The following is a 21,826-nucleotide window of genomic DNA, read 5'->3' as shown; positions in this document are numbered from 1 at the left end:
CTAGTCCTCCTCCTCTACCTGGCGGGCTAGCATGAGCCCCCGACCAGACGGATCCAAACGCAAAAGTGTCAGCAAGTCACCATCGCTCAGGTGCTCTGCCACAACAGTTGCAGTAGCTACAGGCTCATCGTGACTCATCGTGAGATGCCAACGATTGATTCCTAGTTCTGCTGCCCGCTGAGCTACAGTGCCCTGTGCGACCAGGTAGGGGGCGCCGTCCTCGTCCTTCTCCACCCAGCAATCCTGCCAGTTCAGACCGGCGGGGGCGCGCAGGGCCTTGGCAGCAGCCTCCTTGGCCGCAAAGCGGGCAGCCAGAGAGCGGACGGGCAAGCCCCGCTCCCCCGGTGCAAAGAGCCGCTCGTGTAAGGCCGGAGTACGCTCCAAGAGTTCAGCAAACCGCGCTATATTGACCACGTCAGTACCGGTACCAATTATCATGGGGATTTCCTCATCACTCCTGCTAGCTCCGCCTTTCTTCTGCCCATTCTACGTTCCCTCCTATCAGTTTAAAGAGCGAACCCCGCACCCTACCGGGTACGGGGTTCCTATCTCTACTCGTGTAGAGAGGCTTTACTCGACGGTTACTGACTTAGCCAGGTTACGGGGCTGGTCAACGTCGTAGCCCTTAGCGTGAGCCACAGAACATGCAAAAATCTGCAGGGGCACGGTGGACAGCAGGGGCTGGAGCAGGCTGGGTGAGGCGGGGATACGGATGATGTGATCTGCATGTTCCTCAACAGCGGTATCGCCCTCTTCAGCGATAACGATGGTCACTGCACCGCGAGCGCGGACTTCCTGGATGTTAGAAACAACCTTGGAGTGCAGGGAGTCGCGACCGTTGGGTGAGGGGACGATGACGAAGATGGGCTGGCCTTCTTCGACAAGGGCGATGGGGCCGTGCTTGAGCTCGCCAGCTGCGAAGCCTTCGGCGTGCAGGTAGGCGATTTCCTTGAGCTTCAGGGCGCCTTCCATCGCTACGGGGAAGCCAACATGGCGACCCAGGAAGAGCACGGACTTGGCGTCCTTCATAGAGGTGCCGAGGTCCTTGACCTGCTGCTCGTTGTCGATAACAGCCTGAATCTTTTCGGGCATCTTCTGCAGTTCTTCAAGGATGGTACGGATTTCATCCTTGTACATGTTGCCGCGCAGCTGGGCCAGGTAGAGACCGAGCAGGTAGGCAGCAGCGATCTGTGAGAGGAAGGCCTTGGTGGATGCAACTGCAATCTCGGGGCCCGCGTGGGTGTAGAGAGCTGCATCGGATTCACGGGGCAGAGTTGAGCCGTTGGTGTTACAGATTGAAATAACCTTGGCGCCCTGTTCCTGGGCGTGGCGCACTGCCATGAGGGTGTCCATGGTTTCGCCGGACTGGGAGAGGGCAACGACCAGGGTTTTCTCGTCTACGATGGGGTCACGGTAGCGGAACTCATGGGCCAGCTCGACCTCGGTGGGGATGCGGCACCAGTGCTCGATAGCGTAGCGGGCTACCTGGCCAGCGTAGGCTGCGGTACCACAGGCGACAACGATAATCTTGTTGACGGAACGCAGGGTGGCATCGTCAATCTTAAGTTCGTCGAGGGTCAGGTTACCCTTTTCATCCAGACGGCCCAGCAGGGTATCGCGTACAGCGGCGGGCTGTTCGTGGATTTCCTTCTCCATGAAGGAGTCGAAGCCACCCTTTTCAACGGCAGCTGCGTCCCACTCGATAGTAAATTCCTTGCCGTTGGCGGGGAAGCCTTCGAAGTCGATGATGGAGTAGTCGCTACCGGTGATGGTAACAATCTGGTCCTGGCCCATTTCGACGGCCTTCTTGGTGTAGTCGATGAAGCCAGAAACGTCTGAACCCAGGAAGTTTTCGTTTTCACCCAGGCCAATAACCAGGGGGGAGTTACGACGGGTTGCTACAACGCGGTCAGGGTGGTCAACGTGGATGACCAGGATGGTGAAGGCGCCTTCAAGGCGGTTTGATGCCTGGCGGACGGCTTCGGTGAGGTCCTTGTTCTCCAGCTTGTTGTAGATGGAGGCAATCAGGTTAGCTGCAATTTCAGTGTCGGTCTGTGATTTGAACTCACAGCCTTCTTCAACCAGTTCAGCGCGCAGCTCTGCGAAGTTTTCGATAATGCCGTTGTGCACAACTGCCAGGCGGCCGTTGTCTACAACGTGCGGGTGAGCGTTATTGTCGGTAGGGCCACCGTGGGTAGCCCAGCGGGTGTGACCGATACCGATAGATGAGGCAGGTAGCGGGTTAGCTTCTACTTCGGCTTCGAGATTAACGAGCTTGCCTGACTTCTTACGGAATTCAATGCCGTTGTCACCGATGAGGGCGACACCGGCTGAGTCATAGCCGCGGTATTCCTGGCGGCGCAGACCTTCGAGAACCACATCGTATGCGGTATGGTCAAATTTCTTACCGTCTGCGGCAGTGCCGAGACTTACGTATCCTACGATTCCACACATGGTATTCATCTTACATCTAAGAATTCATTGCCCTACTGCTGTCTTCGCCACAGTGTCGCAACCTGTCCTTTCCCCTTAGACCGTCGTCATATTAGGCTCGCAACTTACGCCCCTCTAGACTGTTGTAAATGAGCATATCTGCGCTTTCTTCCAAATATTCTCCGTTCACGGAGCTAGACCGAGATACCTGGTCCCGACTCGCTAGCGAGATCTCAGTTCCGCTGACAGAGGACGAGCTGCAACAGCTACGCGGGCTGGGTGAGACCATTGATTTGGAGGAAGTGGCACAGGTTTATCTGCCTATTTCTCGCCTGCTCAACCTCTACGTCAATGCAGCCGCGAGCGCTAACCACATGACTAACGACTTTTTAGGTCTTCAAGGCCAGAAAGTTCCTTTTATTATCGGCGTGGCAGGGTCAGTAGCTGTCGGCAAATCAACTACCGCCCGCGTCCTGCAGGAGCTGCTTCGACGCTGGCCCTCAACCCCGAACGTCCAGCTGGTAACCACCGACGGCTTCCTCTACCCCAATGCCGAGCTAGAACGCCGGGGGCTCATGGGGCGCAAGGGTTTCCCAGAGTCCTACGATCGCAGGGCTCTCCTGCGGTTTGTGTCCGAAGTTAAATCGGGGGCTCCCCTCGTCACCGCCCCTAAATATTCCCACCTCTACTACGACATCATTGAAGGCGAACGTATCGAGGTTACCAGCCCCGATGTGCTCATTGTGGAGGGCTTGAACGTACTGGCCCCTGCCAAGCTTGAGAGCGAGAAAAGCTCAGCCCTGAGCCTGGCTGATTTCTTTGATTTCTCTATCTATGTTGATGCTTCCACCAGCGATATAGAGCACTGGTATGTGCAACGCTTCCTGAAGCTCCAGCGGTCGGCTTTTACCAACCCCGACTCCTACTTCAAACGGTATGCCGATTTGTCGGAGGACGCGGCGGTTGAGCTGGCCTTGAGTATTTGGCGGTCTATCAACGAACCCAACCTGAGGGAAAATGTCCGCCCCACACGCGGCCGAGCCCGACTGATTTTGAAGAAGTCCCATGATCACAAGATCCGTAAGGTTCTGTTACGGAAGAACTAGGTATGCTCTCTTATTTTTCACAGTTTCGCTGGCTTTAGCGAGCTACCTCATAGCCCTGTCATACTTCATGCCGAGGCAGCGCAAGCAGCGTACCGCATGTTTACCGATACCTCTGCAGCGGGCGCCCCCATGGTCGCTCTCAGCGGTTACCGGGCGCATGAGACCCAGCAGGGAACCTATGCTAGCTGGACTGCCCAGTACGGTACAGATCAGGCAGATGTGGCTTCTACCCGCCCGGGTTATTAAGAGCATCAAACGGGTCTTGCCCTCGATATCGGGACCGGTGGCAGCTGCGATTTACAGCCCTGCTTCAAAGACACGGCAGCTGCCCTGTGGGCTGCTGAAAACGCCCACCGCTATGGTTTTGTGGTTCGCTACCCCTGGTGGCACCACGAAACCACTGGCTATTGGTATGAGTCCTGGCACCTGCGTTATATCGGCATTGAGGAAGCCACCGCGCTAAAAGAATCTGGATTTGAAACACTAGAAGATTTCTGGGGTACGGGGCCCGCCCCCACCTACTAAGAAACGGGTACCGGCCGGCGGGTTGATAACTGGAAACCTACAAATTTTTAGCATAAGCTGGTAGGTTACCCCCGCTTGTGAGTAACCCCACTGGTTTACAGCGAAAATTTCAGCTCAGACTGGTGTTCACCACTGGCAGAAACCGCTATTCTTGAACTCATGCTTAGTGGTTTTAAAGATTTCATCACCCGCGGTAACGTCATCGACCTCGCAGTCGGTTTGATCATTGGTACCGCCTTTACTGCAGTTGTTAACGCTCTTGTTGAGTCCGTCATGATGCCCGCCATCGCGATGCTGACCGGTGGAGATATCTCCTTCGATCAGTGGCTAGCATTCGGCGACGTCAAAATCGGTGTATTCCTAACCGCAGTTGTTAACTTCCTCATCGTTGCAGCAGCCCTGTACTTCTGCATCGTTATGCCCATCAACAAGTTCAACGAGCGTCGTGCTGCCAAGCTCGACCTTGAAGAAGAGATTGAGGAAGAGGATCCCCAGGTTGCTCTGCTGAAGGAAATCCGCGACGCTCTGACCGTCAAGTAATTTTCTATCCTTTGATAGCGAAAGCCCCGGTAGTTACCTACCGGGGCTTTCTCATGCCCTGTTCTTTTTGCACAACCGGAGAAAACAATTTCTCACACCTGTTAGGCAAGTATAGGCTTAAGCGCAAAAAGCCGGGCTCCACTCCCCCGGGTCAGAGGAGTAGAGCCCGGTAAGGGCTAAGGAAGAGCTGCTTTAGATAGCGAGCTCACGAGCCACAACATCGGCTAGAGCCTGGGCGGTTGCATCTGCAACTTCCTGGGTCTCAGCTTCAACCATGACGCGCACCAGGGGTTCGGTACCCGAGGGGCGAAGCAGAACTCGACCGGTATCGCCCAGCTGGGCCTCGGCGTCCTTAATCGCTTCTTGCAGGGGCACACAGCCAGCAACACCAGCGCGGTCAACGCCCTTGACGTTGATCAGCTTCTGGGGGGTTGCCTGCATGCGGTTAGCCAGCTCAGAGAGGGGCAGACCGGTACGGGCCATTTCAGCAGCCAGATGCAGACCGGTGAGCACGCCGTCACCGGTAGTGGCGTGGTCCGACATAATCACGTGGCCCGACTGCTCACCGCCCAGGTTAAAGCCGTTCTTGTTCATGGATTCCAGCACGTAGCGATCGCCCACAGCGGTGCGCTCTAGCTTGATGCCGTGTTCCTTGAGGAAGATTTCCAGGCCCAGTGAAGACATGACAGTGGCAACCAGGGTGTCGTCCTTAAGGGTGCCAGCTTCCTTCATCGACAACGCCAGAATCGACATAATCTGATCGCCATCGACCAGGTTGCCCTGCTCATCGACAGCCATACAGCGGTCGGCGTCACCGTCGTGGGCAATGCCCAGGTCAGCGCTGTGGCGGACGACCGCTTCCTGAAGCTTCTCGGGGTGGGTTGAGCCCACACCGTCGTTGATGTTAATACCATCGGGTTCAGCGCCGATCACAAACACCTTGGCCCCCAGGGTGCGGAAGGCGTCAGGAGAAACCCCGGATGAGGCGCCGTTAGCGCAGTCCAACACAACCTTGAGGCCGTTCAGGCGGCGGTGCTCGGGCATGGTTGAGACCAGGTGGGTGACGTAGCGGTCTTCGCCGTCAGTGAGCGGACGGACGCGCCCCACCTCACCGTGGGTGGGGTAGCGGAAGTCCTTGGAGCGGTAGAGGGCCTCGATGGCGTCCTCAATCGCATCATCCAGCTTCTTACCACCGCGAGCCAGGAACTTAATTCCGTTGTCTTCAGCCGCGTTGTGGGAAGCAGAAATCATGACGCCGAAGTCGGCTTCTGTACTTGCCACTAGGTAAGCCGCGGCGGGGGTAGGCACCATACCCGCGTCGAGCACGTCAACACCTGATGCCGCAAAGCCTGCGGTCATTGCCGCGCCAATGAACTCACCAGAGATACGGGAGTCATGGGCGATAACAGCCTTGGGGCGGACACCTTCTTTAACCGTATTGAACCCGAGGACGATGGACGCGGCCTGCGCAAGCTCCATAGCAAGAGCAGGAGTAATCACTTCGTTAGCGAGGCCGCGAACACCGTCGGTTCCGAATAATCTAGACATTACTGATTATTCTACGCGCTCAGTTCTATTTTTCTTCGCGTAAGACGGGGAAACCCTCAGGGTTTTCGGGCACATCGTCTTCTAGAACGTCTGATCCCTTACCCACGATGAGCGGGTCGGTGGAACCGACCAGGGCATGGTCCTTATTGGGGTAGTCGAACTGGTTGAGCACGTGGCGCATGGCTTCGAGGCGGGCGCGCTTCTTGTCGTTAGACTTCACGACGGTCCATGGGGCATCGCCGGTGTCGGTATAGAAGAACATAGCTTCTTTAGCCGCGGTGTAGTCATCCCACTTATCGAGGGAGGCCAGGTCGGTAGGCGATAGCTTCCACTGGCGTACGGGATCGGTGCGGCGGGAATTGAAGCGGGCTAGCTGTTCTGCACGGGTAACGGAGAACCAGAACTTAATGAGTTTGACGCCGGAGTTAACCAGCATGCGCTCTAGTTCGGGGACCTCACGCATAAATTCGTAGTATTGCTGGGAGGTGCAGTAGCCCATGACGCGCTCGACGCCTGCGCGGTTGTACCAGGAGCGGTCCATGAGCACGATTTCGCCGCCGGAGGGCAGGTGCTGGATATAGCGCTGGAAATACCACTGGGTCTGCTCAACGTCGGTGGGCTTTTCCAGAGCAACGACGCGGGCACCGCGGGGGTTGAGGTGTTCCATAAAGCGCTTGATGGCGCCGCCCTTACCCGCTGCGTCGCGGCCCTCAAAAATAATTAGAACCTTCTGGCCGGTTTCCTTAACCCAGAGCTGGAGCTTAAGGAGCTCAATCTGCAGAGCTCGCTTTTCCTTCTCATATTCCTTGCGGGAAAGCTTCTTGTCGTAGGGGTAGCCAGCCTTCCAGGCGTCCGACTTCTCGCCGTCACCGCTAAGTTTCTTGGTCAGAGATGAAATTTCGTCGAGCTCTGCGCTGTAGTCCTCTACGACCGATACGCGGCGGGTCTCTTTGGTGAGAGCCGCTTTAACTGCTTCTTTCTTGGAGTCAGTTGCCTGTTCGGGGGTAGCCTGCTCCGCAGCATCGGTGCTGGGAGTTTCTACGTCGGCTGCGGCGTCCTTGCCTGCGGCCTTGGTGGAGCGTGAAGTGCGAGTGGTGTTCGAAGATGCCATGGGCACCCTTTCTCTCGTGTGTATGTTCCACATCTATTTTAGGCATAAGACGTGAGACACCCCACTGTTACACGTCTTTTGACCCTAAGCCGGGTAAGGCAAATGCCCCATTTCTGCAAAGAGAAATGGGGCATCTGACAACAAATCTGAGCAGTAGGCCCAGTAATCGAAGCTTAGCGCTTTGAGAACTGTGAAGCCTTGCGTGCCTTCTTAAGACCAGCCTTCTTACGCTCGATAACGCGAGCGTCGCGGGTCAGGAAGCCTGCCTTCTTGAGGGCGGGGCGGTTGTTCTCAGCATCAATCTCGTTCAGGGCACGAGCAACGCCAAGACGCAGAGCGCCAGCCTGGCCGGAGGGGCCGCCACCTGAGATACGCGCGAAGACGTCGTAGGCGCCTTCGAGTTCAAGCAGCTTGAAGGGGTCGTTTACTTCCTGCTGGTGCAGCTTGTTGGGGAAGTAGTTGTCGAGCTCGCGACCGTTGACGGTCCACTTGCCGGTACCGGGTACCAGGCGGACGCGGGCAACGGCTTCCTTGCGACGGCCAACAGCCTGGCCACCAACGGTCAGGGCGGGGCGGGCAGCCTTTTCAGCAACGGGTGCTGAAGACTCGGAAGTGTAGCTGGTGAGCTCTTCTTCGGTGGTGTACTCTTCGTTCTGAGCCACGATGTCTCCTTTAATAGTTCTTTCGTAGGCCCGAATTACTGGGCAACCTGGGTGAATTCGTAGGTCTTGGGCTGCTGAGCTGCGTGGGGGTGCTCGGAACCTGCGTAGACCTTGAGGTTCTTGAGCTGCTGGGCAGCCAGCTTGTTCTTGGGGAGCATGCCCTTAACAGCCTTTTCTACGGCGCGAACGGGGTTGGTTTCCAGCAGTTCGGCGTAGTTGACTGACTTCAGACCACCGGGGTAACCGGAGTGGCGGTAGGCACGCTTCTGCTCAAGCTTGGCACCGGTCAGTGCAACCTTTTCAGCGTTGATGATGATGACGGAGTCACCCATGTCAACGTGGGGTGCGAAGGTGGGCTTGTGCTTGCCGCGCAGCAGGATTGCGGTCTGGCTTGCGAGACGGCCGAGAACAACATCAGAGGCATCGATGATGTGCCACTGGCGGTTGTTGTCGCCTGACTTCGGAGTGTAAGTGCGCAAAATTTCGCCTTTTCTCGTTTCTTGTAGCGCTAGTTGGGTATCGCGCTGGTTTACATAGGTGCGTTTACGCAGGGTTTGGGTGAGGGCCAAACGCATCTGCGGTACCGATTTCCTCAGACCTCTTGTTCCCCGTTATTGTCCTGCAACTAGACCGAAGAACAGGGTACGAAATGAGGGCGGTATACGCACAACGTATGAAACTATACAGAGTTTCAGTCTCTTAATCCAGGTCTTTGCCCTTTAAAGACGGGGTTTTGACCGACCTCACGTTTAAATCACAGGCTTGTGATTTAGAGGGGTTCGTAGGTTTCGGGCTTTCTCGCTTTGGGCTGCATAGCCGGACGCCTCGGGGTAGGTGATAGCGGCTAGGGCCAGACCACGCGGGGCAGCTAGACGCACCTGGGAGTCTCGTACGGGCTCTTCGATACGGGAGATGAGCCAGGCTTCGTCCTTTTTCCCCTCCCCCACCATCACCAGTGAGGCGATGAGGGTGCGCACCATGTTGTGGCAGAAAGCGTCTGCTCTGATGCTTGCCTCGATAAGGCCGTCCTCCCGCCGGATAAATCGGAGTTCGCGCAGCTCGCGAATCGTAGTGGATCCTTCGCGGGGCTTACAGAAGGAGAGGAAGTCGTTAAGGCCCAAGAGGTTCTGGGCAGCGCGGTTCATCAGTTCAAGATCAAGTGTCGGGTTGATTTGCCAGGCATGATGGCGGTTGAGCGGGTTGCTACCGGTTTCGTCCTGCCCGTCTTCGAGCAGGTACCGGTAAGAACGTTCTAAGGCCGAGAAGCGGGCATCGAAATCGCTTGGGACCTCCTGGCAGCTACTGACCGTAATCGCCCGCTGCATATAGCCCTGTAGACAGGCTGGTATTCTAAGCTCTGCCTCAGCATCTGCCAGAGCTCTGCTGAGTGCCCCGCGCAATTTGCGACGGAGGGCGGACGCCGGTTCGTCCTGGCTGCGCCCGGGTAGTCGCTCCCAGGCGTCCTGGGCAACATCGAAGTGCACCACCTGGTGCAGGGCATGAACGCCGGCGTCGGTGCGCCCTGCCACCGTCGTGTAGATGGGGCGACGGAAGATAAGGGCTAGGGCTTCTTCAAGGACTCCCTGGACGGTGATAAGCCCCGGCTGTTTGGCCCAACCTGAAAAGGGTCCGCCATCGTAGGCAAAATCAAGGCGCACGCGTACGCGGGGCTCGTATAGCTGCTCGGAGTTTTCGGTCACGGCTCTCCTTAGAAGGCGGGTACAGGCTCACTCCACTTTACCCGCTACAGACAAAGGCGGCCCTCCCCCGTGTGAGGGGAAGAGCCGCCTTTTTATCTACCGGTGACTAAGAATTAGTCTTCGGAGATGGTCTGTGCTGCTGCACCACCGGCAGGTGCGTAACCTGCTGCTTCAGCTGATTCCTTGGTGTCGAACCAGATTTCAGCCTGGGTGTTTGCGTACCAGCGTGAGCCGGGTACGTGGTACTTCATGGAGTCAGCGTTGCCCTTGATTTCGAAGCCCTCGGGAGCTTCGCCATTCTCGGTTGCTGCGTGTGCGCCTGCGGGCAGGTCTGATGACTCGGCTGCTGCGGGTGCTGCTGCCTTGGTCTCTTCTGCTGCGGGTGCTGCTGCCTTGGTCTCTTCTGCTGCGGGTGCTGCGGCCTCTGCTACCTTGCTAGCTTCTGAAACAGCTGCTGCGGTTGCAACGGGCTCCATGACCAGTTCAATAACTGCCATGGGGGCGTTGTCACCCTTGCGGTTACCGATCTTGGTGATGCGGGTGTAGCCACCGGGGCGCTCTGCCATTGCGGGGGCAATGACGGTGAAGAGCTCGTGAACTACGGTCTTGTTACCAATGGAGCGCAGAACGCGGCGGCGTGCATTGAGGTCGCCCTTCTTTGCGAAGGTGATTAGACGCTCGGCGACGGGGCGCAGACGCTTCGCCTTGGTAACGGTGGTGGTGATGCGCTTGTGCTCGAAGAGCTGCTGAGACAGGTTGTTCAGCATGATGCGCTCGTGGGTCGGTGATCCGCCGAGGCGGGGACCCTTAGTGGGAGTAGGCATAATTTATTCTCCTGGTAAGCCGTTCCTTACTGCCTCACGGCAGGGGAACCAAAGATGTTTGACTGGTGTAACGCCTGGAAGCGTTGACTGCCGGTGTCTTAGTAGTCGCTGCCGTAGCTGTCGTCGTCCTGCAGGCGGGCTGAGAGGTCCATTCCTGCGGGTGAGTCCTTGAGGGACAGGCCAAGCTCGGTGAGCTTTGCCTTAACTTCGTCGATGGACTTGGCACCGAAGTTGCGGATGTCCATGAGGTCTGCTTCGCTGCGGGTCACGAGTTCACCCACGGTGTGGATGCCTTCGCGCTTGAGGCAGTTGTAGGAGCGGACGGTCATGTCCAGGTCTTCGATGGGCAGAGCCAGGTCTGCGGCCATTGACTCGTCAGCGGGTGACGGGCCAACTTCGATACCTTCAGCGGCGGTGTTGAGTTCACGGGCCAGGCCGAAGAGCTCAACGAGGGTGTTACCTGCTGATGCGACTGCGTCGCGGGGAGCAATTGCTTCCTTGGTTTCGACGTCCAGGGTGAGGGAGTCGAAGTCGGTGCGCTGCTCAACACGGGTTGCGCTGACGCGGAAGGTGACCTTAAGGACGGGTGAGTAGATGGAGTCGACCGGGATACGACCGATTTCTGCGTCACCTGACTTGTTCTGTGCTGCCGAGACGTAGCCGCGGCCGCGTTCGATGGTCAGTTCTGCGTTGAAGTTTGCGCGGTTGTTGAGGGTTGCGATGTGGAGGTCCGGGTTGTGGATCTCGACGCCTGCGGGCACCTCGATGTCGCCTGCGGTGAGTTCACCTTCGCCCTGCTTGCGCAGGTAGGCGATGACGGGTTCGTCGTTCTCTGATGAGATGGAGAGCTTCTTGATGTTCAAGATGATCTCGGTGACGTCCTCGGTCACACCTTCTACAGTGCTGAATTCGTGCAGCACACCGTCGATGCGGATGCTGGTTACAGCGGCACCGGGGATGGATGAGAGAAGGGTGCGGCGGAGGGAGTTACCCAGGGTGTAGCCGAAGCCGGGTTCGAGGGGCTCGATGGTGAAGCGTGAACGGTTTTCCGATACGTGTTCTTCACGCAGGATGGGGCGCTGTGCAATGAGCACTATGTTTCCTTTCGGTGAGCATCCGCTATATGAGCTCACAGGTTGGGAAAAACGAGTGAGGAAGCAGACGAAGCAGTCTGTTCATTGACCTGCAACTGGTAGGTTGCTGGTCGCCCGATGTTCGGGACGCGTCTAGCCGGTGGGGCTTAGACGTGGCGGCGCTTCGGAGGACGGCAGCCGTTGTGAGCAACGGGGGTGACGTCCTGGATGGAGCCAACTTCGAGGCCGGTAGCCTGGAGTGAGCGGATAGCGGTTTCGCGACCGGGGCCGGGGCCCTTGACGAAAACGTCTACCTTGCGGACACCGTGTTCCTGAGCGCGCTTTGCAGCGGTCTCAGCGGCCATCTGAGCTGCGTAGGGGGTTGACTTGCGTGAACCCTTGAAGCCCATTTCGCCGGCGGATGACCAGGAAATAACAGCACCAGAGGGATCAGTGATTGAAACGATGGTGTTGTTGAAGGTTGACTTGATGTGTGCCTGACCGGCAACAATGTTCTTGGAAACCTTGCGGCGGCCGGTACGCTTGGCCGCTGCGCGAGTCTTGGGAGGCATTTTTGATTCTCCTACAAAGTTTTGGTTGAAGTGTTGGTCTTACGCGATGTGCAAGACTGAGGCAACACTGTTTACTTCTTCTTACCTGCGACGGTACGCTTCGGGCCCTTGCGGGTACGTGCGTTGGTCTTGGTGCGCTGGCCGTGTACGGGAAGGCCACGGCGGTGACGTAGACCCTGGTAGCTACCGATTTCTACCTTGCGGCGGATGTCGGCAGCAACCTCGCGGCGAAGGTCACCTTCAACCTTGTAGTTGCCTTCGATGAAGTCACGAAGAGCTACGAGCTGGGTATCGTCAAGGTCCTTGACGCGGGTGTTGGGGTCAACACCGGTTGCAGCAAGCGCTTCTTTTGCACGGGTCTTGCCCACGCCGTAGATGTAAGTAAGAGCAATTTCCACGCGCTTTTCGCGGGGAATATCGACTCCAGCGAGACGTGCCATGGGGCGTTCTCCTTGTTTTCGCAGAGGTCTGTGACATCACTGCCCGGTTATCCCGGTCCCCGGCCTCTGTGCCCGGAGGTATCCTGCTTTATGAGCAGGAGCGGTGCCATTTTCTGTTGTGCCACCTGGTGGGGTGGTCTTGTCAGCGTTGGCTAGTGTTTAGCCCTGGCGCTGCTTGTGGCGCGGGTTTTCGCAGATCACCATGACCACACCGTGACGGCGGATCACTTTGCACTTGTCGCAGATCGGCTTAACGCTCGGCTTGACCTTCATCGCATTCCTTTGCGTTGATGTTTCAGCTAATGCTTTGGACGGGCGGGGTAAGAGGTTCTGTGTCCGGTGAGCCGGTGGGAGAACTGTTTACCCCTTTTACACGGCGTAAACGCCGCTGCTTAGCGACGTTTGCTGCTCGTGTTTACTTGTAGCGGTAGACGATACGACCGCGTGAGAGGTCGTAGGGGCTGAGCTCGACTACTACTCGGTCCTCAGGCAGGATTCGAATGTAGTGCTGACGCATCTTGCCTGAGATGTGGGCAAGTACCTTGTGTCCGTTGTCTAGCTCAACGCGGAATGATGCGTTGGGCAGTGCTTCGACCACGGTACCTTCAATCTCGATGACGCCGTCTTTCTTGGCCATATCCTCCGCTTTACTTTCGTGCTCCCAAGGTGTCTTGGGGGCTCTTGGTAGTGTTTTTTCTGTATTCGGTGCGTTCTCCCAGATTCGGGTACCGCTCCGCTTGCGCACTAAACGCATGGCACAGACAACCAACAAACTAATATACGGCAAAAGCCCCGGAATGTTAATGGTTTTCGCAAAACATAGCGAGCTTCACATTAAGATCCGGGGCTTAAGCGCAGGGGCAGGGCGCTCCCGTAGCAAGCTGACCGGACTCCACACCGCTAAGCGCGGCGGATGCGCTGTCAGCCTGCTGGCTGGGGCTGGCGTGAATCGCTCGTGAGCGTTAGCGAACCAGCGAGAGGGTCAGCAGGCAAAAGCGCATCTGCTGTGCGTCGGCTTTTAGTCTTCCTTAGCCGCTAGCTGGCCACAGGCACCGTCGATGTCACTTCCGCGGGTGTCGCGCACGGTGGTGGGAATACCGTGGGCTCGCAGTCGCTCAACGAAGTTTTGTTCGACGCCCTTGCGGGAGGCTGTCCATTTGGAGCCGGGGGTGGGGTTCAGCGGAATGGGGTTGACGTGCACCCAGCCGCGTCCGCGGGAGGCAAGTTTTTTGCCGAGGAGGTCGGCGCGCCAGCCCTGGTCGTTGATGTCGCGGATGAGGGCGTATTCGATGGAGATGCGGCGCCCGGTGGTGCGGTAGTAGTCGTAGGCGGCGTCGAGGGTTTCGTCGACTTTCCAGCGCTGGTTGATGGGGATGAGTTCGTCACGGAGCTCGTCGTCGGGGGCGTGGAGGGAGAGGGCCAGGGTGATGGGGAGTTTTTCTAGCTCAAATTTGCGGATGCCGGGTACGAGACCGACGGTGGACATGGTGATGCCGCGGGCAGAAATCCCTAGGCCTTCGGGGGCGGGGTCAATCAGGCGATGGACAGCCCCCATGGTGGCCTTGTAGTTGGCGAGGGCTTCGCCCATACCCATGAAGACGATGTTGGAGACACGCAGGGGGCGGGTGTCTTCGGAGCCACCTTCTGCCTGTTCGAGACCCTTCATGTTTTTGAGGTAGCGGGCACCGGCGATGACCTGTTCGACGATTTCGGCGGTGGAGAGGTTGCGGGTGAGGCCCTGCTGGCCGGTGGCGCAGAAGGGGCAGTTCATGCCGCAGCCAGCCTGGGAAGAGATACACATGGTGACGCGGTTCTCGTAGCGCATGATGACGGATTCAACCAGGGCACCGTCGAAGAGGCGGTGGACGACTTTGAGGGTGTCTCCCCCATCGGCTTCGAGGGTGCGGACGGTGGTGAGCAGCTGGGGCATGGCGTCGGCAACCATTTGTTCGCGTTCTGCTGCGGGCAGATCGGTCATTTCTGCTGGGTCGGTGACCAGGCGTTCGAAGTAGTGCTTGGAGAGCTGGGCTGCCCGGAAGGGCTTGTAGCCGAGTTCTTCGAGGAAGGCACGGCGGCCGGCCATGTCGAAGTCTGCAATGTGGCGCGGGGGTTTGCCGCGGCGGGGGGCTTTGAGGATGATTTGGCCGGGTTCAGGCCGTGCGCTGGAGATTTCCAGGGGGACACTGGTGGTTTCGGTCATGGTGGGTGCTTTCGGTGTGATGCGGGGCGGACGCGGAGGGGCAGGTTGCGAGGTCTAAGCGGAGATGGGTTTGACGGTGACGCCGAGCTTGGAAAGCTCGGAGGCGCCGCCGTCCTCTGCGGTGAGAACCCAGATACCTTCAGAGTGTACGCAGACGGAGTGTTCCCACTGGCAGGCGTCTCCCCCATCGATGGTTTTGATGGTCCACTCATCCTCGAGGGTGACGGTTTCGATTCCACCGGTTACGAGCATAGGTTCAATGGCAAAGGCCATGCCTTTTTTGACGCGGGGTCCGAGGTCGCGAGCGGCATAGTTGAGCACGTCGGGGGCCATATGCATGGAGGTGCCGATGCCGTGGCCCACGAAGTCTTCGATAATGCCGTACTTGTCACCAGTTTCTTGGCGGACGAAGTTTTCGATGGCAAAACCGACTTCACCGATTTTCTTGGCGGTAGCAAGCGCTGCGATGCCGTGCCAGAGGGCGGCGCGGGTGACCTCGGAAAGTTCGCGGCGGGCGTCCGATACTTCGCCGATGAGGGCGGTACGGGCTGAGTCGCCGTGCCAGGTGGTGCCGCGAGCGTCCTGTACTGTGGCGCCGCCGTCGATAGAGATTATGTCACCTTCTGCTAGGGCAAGGTCGCCGGGGATACCGTGGACGACAACGTCGTTCACGGAGGTGCAGATAGTGGCCGGGTAGTCGTAGTAGCCCAGGAAGTTGGACCCTGCTCCGTATTCCGCCAGGACGCCGCGGAAGACGGTATCGAGTTCGGCGGTGGTGACGCCGGGGGCGGCAGCTGCTACCGCTGCGTCCAGGGCGCGGGAGGTGATGACGCCGGCTCGGGCCATGTCTGCGAGCTGGCGGTCTGTCTTGTATTCGATACGGCGCATAGGGTTCTTTCCTGGCTAGGTTTGTGTGCTGGGCTTTTGAGCCAAACTACACCAGTGTGCGTTAAAGACCTGTGCCCCCGCAATGACCGGGGGCACAGGTAGGGTTGCTGCCTTAGTTGAGGGCGTCCATGATACGGGCGGTGACTTCGTCAATCTCACCCAGACCATCAATCTGGGTAACGAGGCCACGCTCGGTGTAGATAGCTACGAGGGGTGCGGTTTCTTCCTCGTAGACCTTGAGGCGGTGACGGATGACCTCTTCGTTGTCGTCTGAGCGGCCTTCCTTAGCGGCGCGGCCCAGGAGGCGCTCAACCAGTTCATCGTTGTCAGCAACCAGCAGGAGAACCTGGCCGATTTCCTGGCCCATGTCTGCCAAGATGGTGTCAAGTTCACCGACCTGGGCGGTGTTGCGAGGATAGCCATCGAGCAGGAAGCCGTTCGCGGTATCGTCCTCTGCCAGACGGGCGCGCACCATGCGGTTGGTGACAGAGTCGGGAACCAGGTTGCCAGAGTCAATGTAGCTCTTGGCTTCCTTGCCCAGCTCGGTTTCTTCCTTGATGTTCTTGCGGAAGATGTCACCGGTGGAGATAGCGGGGATATTCAGCTTTTCAGCGATTTTGACGGCCTGGGTGCCTTTACCGGCGCCGGGAGGGCCAATGATGAGCAGACGGTTCATCGCAGTAGTCCTTCGTAGTTGCGTTGTTGGAGCTGGGCGTCGATTTGCTTGACGGTGTCAAGACCAACGCCGATGACGATCAGCAGTGAGGCACCGCCGAGCGGGAAATTCTGGTTAGCGCCGAAGAGGACGAAGGCGACCAGCGGCAGGAGCGCTAGGACAGCTACGTAGATGGCGCCGGGCAGGGTAATACGGTTGAGAACGTAGCTCAGGTATTCCTGGGTGGGGCGTCCTGCACGAATGCCGGGGATGAAGCCACCGTACTTCTTCATGTTGCCAGCCACCTCTTCGGTGTTGAAGGTGATGGAGACGTAGAAGTAGGCAAATCCCAGGATAAGCAGGAAGTAGAGGGTCATATAGAGCGGGTGATCGCCCATGACCAGGTAGGTGTTAATCCAGTTAACCCATTCGGGCGGAGCTGAGCCGTCCGAGGGGGTGTTGAACTGGGCAATCAGGCCGGGCACCATGAGCATGGATGAGGCGAAGATGATGGGGATAACGCCAGCCATGTTGACCTTGAGCGGAATGTAGGTGGTGGTACCGCCGATGGTACGGCGCCCAATCATCCGCTTGGCGTACTGGACTGGGATACGACGCTGAGACTGCTCAACGAAGACAACTGCCACAATAACCAGCAGACCTACCGCTACGACCGCTGAGAAGATACCCCAGCCCTGGGTCTGCAAGATGGAACCGAACGCCGAGGGGAAGGAGGCTGCAATTGAGGTGAAAATCAGCAGGGACATACCGTTGCCCACGCCCTTTTCGGTGATCTGTTCACCCAACCACATAACCACACCGGTGCCGGCGGTGAGGGCAGTGATAATCAGCAGAATGTTCCAGATGCCATCGTCAGGAATAATCGGCAGGGTGCACCCTTGAAGGAGCATACCGGAGCGGGCCAGCGACACAATGGTGGTCGCGTTCAATAGCGCCAGCAGAATGGTGAGGTAACGGGTGTACTGGGTCAGTTTAGTCTGCCCCTGGGCACCTTCCTCGTGAAGCTGCTGGAAGCGGGGAATGACAACGCGAAGCAGCTGAACAATAATGCTCGCGGTAATGTAAGGCATAACGCCCAGGGCAAAAATCGACAGCTGGAGCAGGGCGCCACCGCTAAAGAGGTTAATCATGTCGTAAACGCCACCGGTTGCGGTGACGGTCGACAGGCACTGCTGCACGTTTCCGTAAGAGACACCGGGAGCGGGGATAAACACGCCCACACGGTAAATCACGATAATACCCAGGGTGAACAGCAGCTTGTTACGCAGGTCGGGCGTCTTGAAAGCCCGTCCGAAAGCGGTCAGCACATGTCCTCCTGTGAGACAAAATCTTTGATGCCCCTCTCCCCTGCACGGTGCAGGCGGTGGGGGTAAGTACACAATCTCTTCCAGTCTATCGCTTAAAACTCAATCGTGTGTAGCTCAAACCTCTGAGCGTAAAGAAAGGTGCCCCGCTCACCGAAGTGAGCGGGGCACCCGCAAGAAGATGCCGCAACCGGTTGCCCGGTGCGTCATGGGACTACTTGACGGTTACAGAACCGCCGGCAGCCTCAATCTTGGCCTTAGCTGACTCAGAAACCTTGTCAACGGTTACGTTGTAGGCTGCTGAGATTTCGCCGGTACCCAGAACCTTGACCAGTTCGTTCTTACGAACTGCGCCAGCTGCTACCAGAGCGTCAACGGTGATGTCGCCGCCCTCGGGGAACAGTTCCGCGATACGGTCCAGGTTAACAACCTGGTACTCGGTGCGGAAGGGGTTCTTGAAGCCGCGCAGCTTGGGAAGGCGCATGTGCAGCGGAAGCTGACCACCTTCGAAGCCGGCGCGAACCTGGTAACGTGCCTTGGTACCCTTGGTACCGCGACCTGCGGTCTTACCCTTTGAGCCTTCACCGCGGCCTACGCGGGTCTTAGCCTTGTGGGCACCCGGTGCCGGGCGCAGATCGTGAATCTTGATAGCGTCGTTGTTTGCCATCTTTACTTGACCTCCTCAACCTGAACCAGGTGAGCTACGGTGTTGATCATGCCGCAGGTGACGGGGTCAGCAGTGCGAACAACCTTGTTGCCGGGGCGCTTGAGGCCCAGGGAACGGAGGGTGTCGCGCATGTTCTGCTTTTCACCGACGTAGGACTTGATCTGGGTGATTTCCAGCTTTGCGTCGCTGGGCTGAATACGCTTACCGGTCATTACGCACCTGCCTTTTCAGACTGAGCGACACGCAGGAAGCCGGGGATAACCTCGTCCTGGGGAAGACCACGGCGTGCAGCAACTGCTACGGGCTCTTCGAGCTGACGCAGTGCTTCAATGGTCGCGTGGACAATGTTGATCTGGTTCGATGAACCGAGTGACTTGGACAGAACATCGTGGATGCCTGCTGCCTCAAGTACGGCACGAACGGGACCACCAGCGATAACACCGGTACCAGCGGTAGCGGGGCGGAGCATAACTACGCCTGCTGCTGCTTCACCCTGAACGCGGTGAGGAATGGTGCGGCCTTCAACGCGGGGTACGCGGAAGAAGTTCTTCTTTGCTTCTTCAACACCCTTTGAGATAGCTGCGGGAACTTCCTTAGCCTTACCGTAGCCAACGCCAACCATACCGTTACCGTCACCGACGACGACGAGTGCGGTGAAGCTGAAGCGACGACCACCCTTGACGACCTTGGAGACGCGGTTGATGGTGACAACGCGCTCGATGAACTTGTCCTTCTCTTCTTCGCGACCGCGGTTGTTGCGGCGCTCACCGCGGTTGCCGCGGCGTTCGCCACGCTCGGTGCGGCGGGCTTCGCGCTTTTCGGAGGTTTCAGCGGTAGCTTCTGCGGTTGCTTCAGTCACCTGAGTTTCCTTTTCGTTTACAGTCTGCTCGCTCATTAGAGTGCCAGACCTCCTTCGCGTGCGCCTTCAGCTACTGCTGCGACACGGCCGTGGTACTTGTTACCACCGCGGTCGAAGACAACAGCTTCGATGCCTGCAGCCTTGGCACGTTCGGCAACAAGTTCGCCGACGCGCTTTGCCTTAGCGGTCTTGTCCAGCTCTGCTGCGCGCAGGTCTGCTTCCATGGTGGAAGCTGATGCCAGGGTCAGACCCTTGGTGTCGTCAATGACCTGAACGAACATGTGACGAGCTGAGCGGGTGACAGACAGGCGGGGGCGTGCTGCGGTGCCTGAAACGTACTTGCGGACGCGTGCGTGACGGCGTGCGCGCTGTGCTGACTTAGTCTTTACAGCCATTGTTACTTACCAGCCTTTCCGACCTTGCGACGGATCTGCTCGCCTTCGTAGCGAACACCCTTACCCTTGTAGGGATCGGGCTTGCGCAGACCGCGGATGTTAGCGGCTACCTGGCCTACCTGCTGCTTGCTGATACCGGAAACGGTCAGCTTGTTAGCGCCCTCAACAGCGAAGCTGATACCCTCGGGTGCTTCAATGGTGATGGGGTGTGAGTAGCCAAGTGCGAACTCGAGGTCGGAACCCTTAGCGGTTACACGGTAACCGGTACCAACGATTTCGAGCTTCTTGGAGTAGCCCTCGGTAACACCGATGATCATGTTCTGAATCAGGGTGCGGGTCAGGCCGTGCAGTGAACGTGATGCACGCTCATCGTTCGGGCGGGAAACGGTGACAACACCGTCTTCGAGTGCAACAGTGATGGGAGCAGCAACCTCGTGGGTCAGCTCGCCCTTTGCACCCTTAACAGCAACTACGTTGCCGTCGATCTTTACCTCAACGCCGGCAGGAACCGAGATGGGGAGACGTCCAATACGTGACATTCTTCTTCCTTTCTCTTCTACCGACTACCAGATGTAAGCGACGACTTCGCCGCCAACACCCTTCTTCGCAGCCTGCTTGTCAGTGAGCAGACCTGAAGAGGTTGACAGGATTGCGATGCCGAGGCCACCGTGTACCTGGGGCAGGTTGGTGGACTTTGCGTATACACGCAGACCCGGCTTGGAAATGCGGCGAACGCCTACAATGGAGCGCTCACGTGAGGGGCCGAACTTCAGTTCGAGGGTGAGGGTCTTACCGACCTTTGCTTCCTCTTCCTTGAAGTCAGCGATGTAGCCTTCAGCCTTGAGGATCTCGGCGATGCGAGCCTTGAGCTTGGAGTAAGGCATTGACACGGTGTCGTGATGTGCTGAGTTTGCGTTGCGCAAACGGGTCAGCATATCTGCGACAGGATCTGTCATAGTCATGGTGGGCTGAGCCCTTCCTCGTTATGGTTTCCTCACCGTAGATTTCGGTGCGGACCTATAACGTAGTCGTTACTGGGTCTTGAACGGGAAGCCGAGTGCCTTCAGAAGCGCACGGCCTTCATCGTCGGTCTTTGCGGTGGTTACTACGGTGATGTCCATACCACGTACGCGATCGATGGAGTCCTGATCGATTTCGTGGAACATAGACTGTTCGGTCAGACCGAAGGTGTAGTTACCGTTACCGTCGAACTGGCGGTCCGAGAGGCCGCGGAAGTCGCGGATTCGGGGAAGTGCCAGGGTGACGAGGCGGTCGAGGAATTCCCACATGCGATCGCCACGGAGGGTGACGTGTGCGCCGATGGGCTGACCTTCACGCAGCTTGAACTGTGCGATGGACTTCTTCGCGCGGGTAACGAGCGGCTTCTGACCGGTGATAGCGGTAAGGTCGCGGATAGCACCATCCATGAGCTTCGCGTCCTTAGCAGCTTCACCAACACCCATGTTAACGACGACCTTTACGATCTTCGGTGCCTGCATGACGTTCTCGTACTTGAACTCTTCCTGCAGGGCGGGGGTGACTACTTCGTTGAACTTAGTCTTGAAACGAGGGGTAATCTTTGCTTCGGTCATTAGATGTCCTTACCCGAGCTCTTGGCAACGCGAACGCGAACAGTGCGTTCCTTGCCATTGCGCTCTACGGTCTCGAGGCGGTAACCAACGCGGGTCGGCTTCTTGGTCTCGGGATCAACGATTGCAACGTTTGAAACGTGAATCGGTGCCTCAACCTTTTCGATGCCGCCGGCTTCGCCGGTCATGGGGTTAGCCTTGTTGTGCTTGGTGACGATCTTGACGCCTTCTACCAGCACGCGCTCGGTCTTGGGGAATACCTTCAGAACCTTGCCCTGCTTACCCTTATCTGCACCTGAAATAACCTGTACCAGGTCGCCAGACTTGATCTTAGCCATGAGTTAGAGCACCTCCGGAGCAAGTGAAATGATCTTCATGAACTTCTTGTCGCGCAGTTCGCGGCCAACAGGTCCGAAGATACGGGTGCCACGGGGGTCACCATCGGTGTTCTTGAGAATTACTGCTGAATTCTCGTCGAACTTGATGTAGGAGCCGTCGGGACGACGAACTTCCTTCTTGGTGCGGACGACTACTGCCTTAACAACGTCGCCCTTCTTTACGGTACCGCCGGGGATTGCGTCCTTGACGGTTGCGACGATGATGTCGCCAATGCCTGCGTAACGACGCTTTGAGCCACCGAGAACACGGATGGTCAGGATTTCCTTCGCACCGGTGTTGTCAGCAACCTTGAGTCGTGACTCCTGCTGAATCATA

Annotated in this window: 28 protein-coding genes and 1 pseudogene; 3 read left to right on the top strand and 26 right to left on the bottom strand. The window is 57.8% G+C overall.

Annotated features, from left to right (window positions below):
* Entirely contained in the window at positions 1-438 is a 438-nt protein-coding gene (locus tag ACRCJM_RS00480; RefSeq protein ID WP_431463371.1) for a holo-ACP synthase, read from the bottom strand.
* A gap of 132 nt (positions 439-570) precedes the next feature.
* A complete protein-coding gene (gene glmS, locus ACRCJM_RS00475) occupies positions 571-2,454 on the bottom strand; it encodes a glutamine--fructose-6-phosphate transaminase (isomerizing) (protein WP_237198937.1) in 1,884 nt (627 codons plus the stop codon).
* Between the two features lie 128 nt (positions 2,455-2,582).
* Between glmS and coaA the strand changes: the two genes are divergently transcribed.
* The 3 genes and pseudogenes from coaA (at position 2,583) to mscL (ending at position 4,604) form a co-directional block, all read left to right on the top strand.
* The gene (gene coaA / locus ACRCJM_RS00470; protein WP_431463370.1) at positions 2,583-3,539 is read left to right on the top strand and encodes a type I pantothenate kinase; all 957 of its coding nucleotides are present in this window, start codon (positions 2,583-2,585) and stop codon (positions 3,537-3,539) included.
* A 12-nt stretch (positions 3,540-3,551) separates the two neighbouring features.
* Positions 3,552-4,064 (top strand): annotated as a pseudogene (locus tag ACRCJM_RS00465) (M15 family metallopeptidase).
* A gap of 159 nt (positions 4,065-4,223) precedes the next feature.
* Positions 4,224-4,604 carry a large conductance mechanosensitive channel protein MscL gene (gene mscL, locus ACRCJM_RS00460; protein ID WP_431463369.1) on the top strand — a complete coding sequence of 127 codons (381 nt, stop codon included), beginning with the start codon at positions 4,224-4,226 and terminating at the stop codon, positions 4,602-4,604.
* 192 nt (positions 4,605-4,796) lie between these two features.
* Here the strand turns inward: mscL and glmM are convergent, their stop codons facing one another.
* The 24 genes from glmM to rplN all read right to left on the bottom strand — a co-directional run bounded on the left by glmM (position 4,797) and on the right by rplN (position 21,825).
* Entirely contained in the window at positions 4,797-6,152 is a 1,356-nt protein-coding gene (glmM, locus tag ACRCJM_RS00455) for a phosphoglucosamine mutase (RefSeq protein WP_237204780.1), read from the bottom strand.
* Positions 6,153-6,177: 25 nt separating this feature from the next.
* Positions 6,178-7,263 (bottom strand): polyphosphate kinase 2, encoded by a 1,086-nt coding sequence (gene ppk2, locus ACRCJM_RS00450; RefSeq protein WP_431463368.1) that lies wholly within the window; start codon positions 7,261-7,263, stop codon positions 6,178-6,180.
* Positions 7,264-7,436: 173 nt separating this feature from the next.
* Positions 7,437-7,925 carry a 30S ribosomal protein S9 gene (rpsI, locus tag ACRCJM_RS00445; RefSeq protein ID WP_135013062.1) on the bottom strand — a complete coding sequence of 163 codons (489 nt, stop codon included), beginning with the start codon at positions 7,923-7,925 and terminating at the stop codon, positions 7,437-7,439.
* Positions 7,926-7,960: 35 nt separating this feature from the next.
* On the bottom strand, positions 7,961-8,404 hold the full coding sequence (gene rplM / locus ACRCJM_RS00440) for a 50S ribosomal protein L13 (RefSeq protein WP_135013063.1): 444 nt from the start codon (positions 8,402-8,404) through the stop codon (positions 7,961-7,963).
* 270 nt (positions 8,405-8,674) lie between these two features.
* Entirely contained in the window at positions 8,675-9,625 is a 951-nt protein-coding gene (gene truA / locus ACRCJM_RS00435; protein ID WP_431463367.1) for a tRNA pseudouridine(38-40) synthase TruA, read from the bottom strand.
* A 113-nt stretch (positions 9,626-9,738) separates the two neighbouring features.
* Positions 9,739-10,449, bottom strand: coding sequence for a 50S ribosomal protein L17 (gene rplQ / locus ACRCJM_RS00430; protein WP_431463366.1), 711 nt, complete (start codon positions 10,447-10,449; stop codon positions 9,739-9,741).
* 98 nt (positions 10,450-10,547) lie between these two features.
* Entirely contained in the window at positions 10,548-11,543 is a 996-nt protein-coding gene (locus ACRCJM_RS00425; protein WP_135013066.1) for a DNA-directed RNA polymerase subunit alpha, read from the bottom strand.
* A gap of 146 nt (positions 11,544-11,689) precedes the next feature.
* A complete protein-coding gene (rpsK, locus tag ACRCJM_RS00420; protein WP_083090739.1) occupies positions 11,690-12,094 on the bottom strand; it encodes a 30S ribosomal protein S11 in 405 nt (134 codons plus the stop codon).
* A 71-nt stretch (positions 12,095-12,165) separates the two neighbouring features.
* Positions 12,166-12,534 carry a 30S ribosomal protein S13 gene (gene rpsM, locus ACRCJM_RS00415; RefSeq protein ID WP_083090738.1) on the bottom strand — a complete coding sequence of 123 codons (369 nt, stop codon included), beginning with the start codon at positions 12,532-12,534 and terminating at the stop codon, positions 12,166-12,168.
* 159 nt (positions 12,535-12,693) lie between these two features.
* The gene (gene rpmJ, locus ACRCJM_RS00410) at positions 12,694-12,807 is read right to left on the bottom strand and encodes a 50S ribosomal protein L36 (RefSeq protein ID WP_004005257.1); all 114 of its coding nucleotides are present in this window, start codon (positions 12,805-12,807) and stop codon (positions 12,694-12,696) included.
* Between the two features lie 142 nt (positions 12,808-12,949).
* Complete coding sequence (infA, locus tag ACRCJM_RS00405; RefSeq protein ID WP_083090737.1) at positions 12,950-13,171, bottom strand: translation initiation factor IF-1; 222 nt, start codon at positions 13,169-13,171, stop codon at positions 12,950-12,952.
* Between the two features lie 381 nt (positions 13,172-13,552).
* Complete coding sequence (gene rlmN, locus ACRCJM_RS00400; RefSeq protein WP_237210288.1) at positions 13,553-14,734, bottom strand: 23S rRNA (adenine(2503)-C(2))-methyltransferase RlmN; 1,182 nt, start codon at positions 14,732-14,734, stop codon at positions 13,553-13,555.
* 54 nt (positions 14,735-14,788) lie between these two features.
* Complete coding sequence (gene map / locus ACRCJM_RS00395) at positions 14,789-15,622, bottom strand: type I methionyl aminopeptidase (RefSeq protein ID WP_431463365.1); 834 nt, start codon at positions 15,620-15,622, stop codon at positions 14,789-14,791.
* Between the two features lie 112 nt (positions 15,623-15,734).
* Complete coding sequence (locus ACRCJM_RS00390) at positions 15,735-16,298, bottom strand: adenylate kinase (protein ID WP_237204776.1); 564 nt, start codon at positions 16,296-16,298, stop codon at positions 15,735-15,737.
* Positions 16,295-17,605, bottom strand: coding sequence for a preprotein translocase subunit SecY (gene secY, locus ACRCJM_RS00385; RefSeq protein WP_185174286.1), 1,311 nt, complete (start codon positions 17,603-17,605; stop codon positions 16,295-16,297). Before secY ends, ACRCJM_RS00390 begins: the two co-directional genes overlap by 4 nt.
* Before the next feature lie 211 nt (positions 17,606-17,816).
* Entirely contained in the window at positions 17,817-18,269 is a 453-nt protein-coding gene (rplO, locus tag ACRCJM_RS00380) for a 50S ribosomal protein L15 (RefSeq protein WP_135013750.1), read from the bottom strand.
* Positions 18,270-18,271: 2 nt separating this feature from the next.
* On the bottom strand, positions 18,272-18,481 hold the full coding sequence (gene rpmD / locus ACRCJM_RS00375) for a 50S ribosomal protein L30 (protein ID WP_135013749.1): 210 nt from the start codon (positions 18,479-18,481) through the stop codon (positions 18,272-18,274).
* Entirely contained in the window at positions 18,481-19,164 is a 684-nt protein-coding gene (gene rpsE, locus ACRCJM_RS00370) for a 30S ribosomal protein S5 (protein ID WP_431463364.1), read from the bottom strand. The genes rpmD and rpsE overlap by 1 nt, the downstream gene beginning before the upstream one ends.
* Positions 19,164-19,523, bottom strand: a complete 360-nt coding sequence (gene rplR, locus ACRCJM_RS00365; RefSeq protein ID WP_135013747.1) for a 50S ribosomal protein L18 — start codon at positions 19,521-19,523, stop codon at positions 19,164-19,166. Before rplR ends, rpsE begins: the two co-directional genes overlap by 1 nt.
* A gap of 2 nt (positions 19,524-19,525) precedes the next feature.
* Complete coding sequence (gene rplF, locus ACRCJM_RS00360) at positions 19,526-20,062, bottom strand: 50S ribosomal protein L6 (RefSeq protein ID WP_237222589.1); 537 nt, start codon at positions 20,060-20,062, stop codon at positions 19,526-19,528.
* A gap of 24 nt (positions 20,063-20,086) precedes the next feature.
* Positions 20,087-20,485 carry a 30S ribosomal protein S8 gene (rpsH, locus tag ACRCJM_RS00355; RefSeq protein WP_135013745.1) on the bottom strand — a complete coding sequence of 133 codons (399 nt, stop codon included), beginning with the start codon at positions 20,483-20,485 and terminating at the stop codon, positions 20,087-20,089.
* Positions 20,486-20,554: 69 nt separating this feature from the next.
* Positions 20,555-21,115: a 50S ribosomal protein L5 gene (rplE, locus tag ACRCJM_RS00350; protein WP_135013744.1), complete on the bottom strand. Its 561-nt coding sequence runs from the start codon at positions 21,113-21,115 to the stop codon at positions 20,555-20,557.
* Positions 21,115-21,450: a 50S ribosomal protein L24 gene (gene rplX, locus ACRCJM_RS00345; RefSeq protein ID WP_185174282.1), complete on the bottom strand. Its 336-nt coding sequence runs from the start codon at positions 21,448-21,450 to the stop codon at positions 21,115-21,117. The genes rplE and rplX overlap by 1 nt, the downstream gene beginning before the upstream one ends.
* Positions 21,451-21,453: 3 nt before the next feature.
* On the bottom strand, positions 21,454-21,825 hold the full coding sequence (rplN, locus tag ACRCJM_RS00340) for a 50S ribosomal protein L14 (RefSeq protein WP_135013742.1): 372 nt from the start codon (positions 21,823-21,825) through the stop codon (positions 21,454-21,456).
* Position 21,826 lies beyond the last annotated feature (1 nt).

Source organism: Rothia sp. L_38, assembly GCF_050689125.1.
GTDB lineage: Bacteria > Actinomycetota > Actinomycetes > Actinomycetales > Micrococcaceae > Rothia.
The sequence above is the reverse complement of the archived record's forward strand: the minus strand, read 5'-3'. Positions and strand labels throughout refer to the sequence as shown.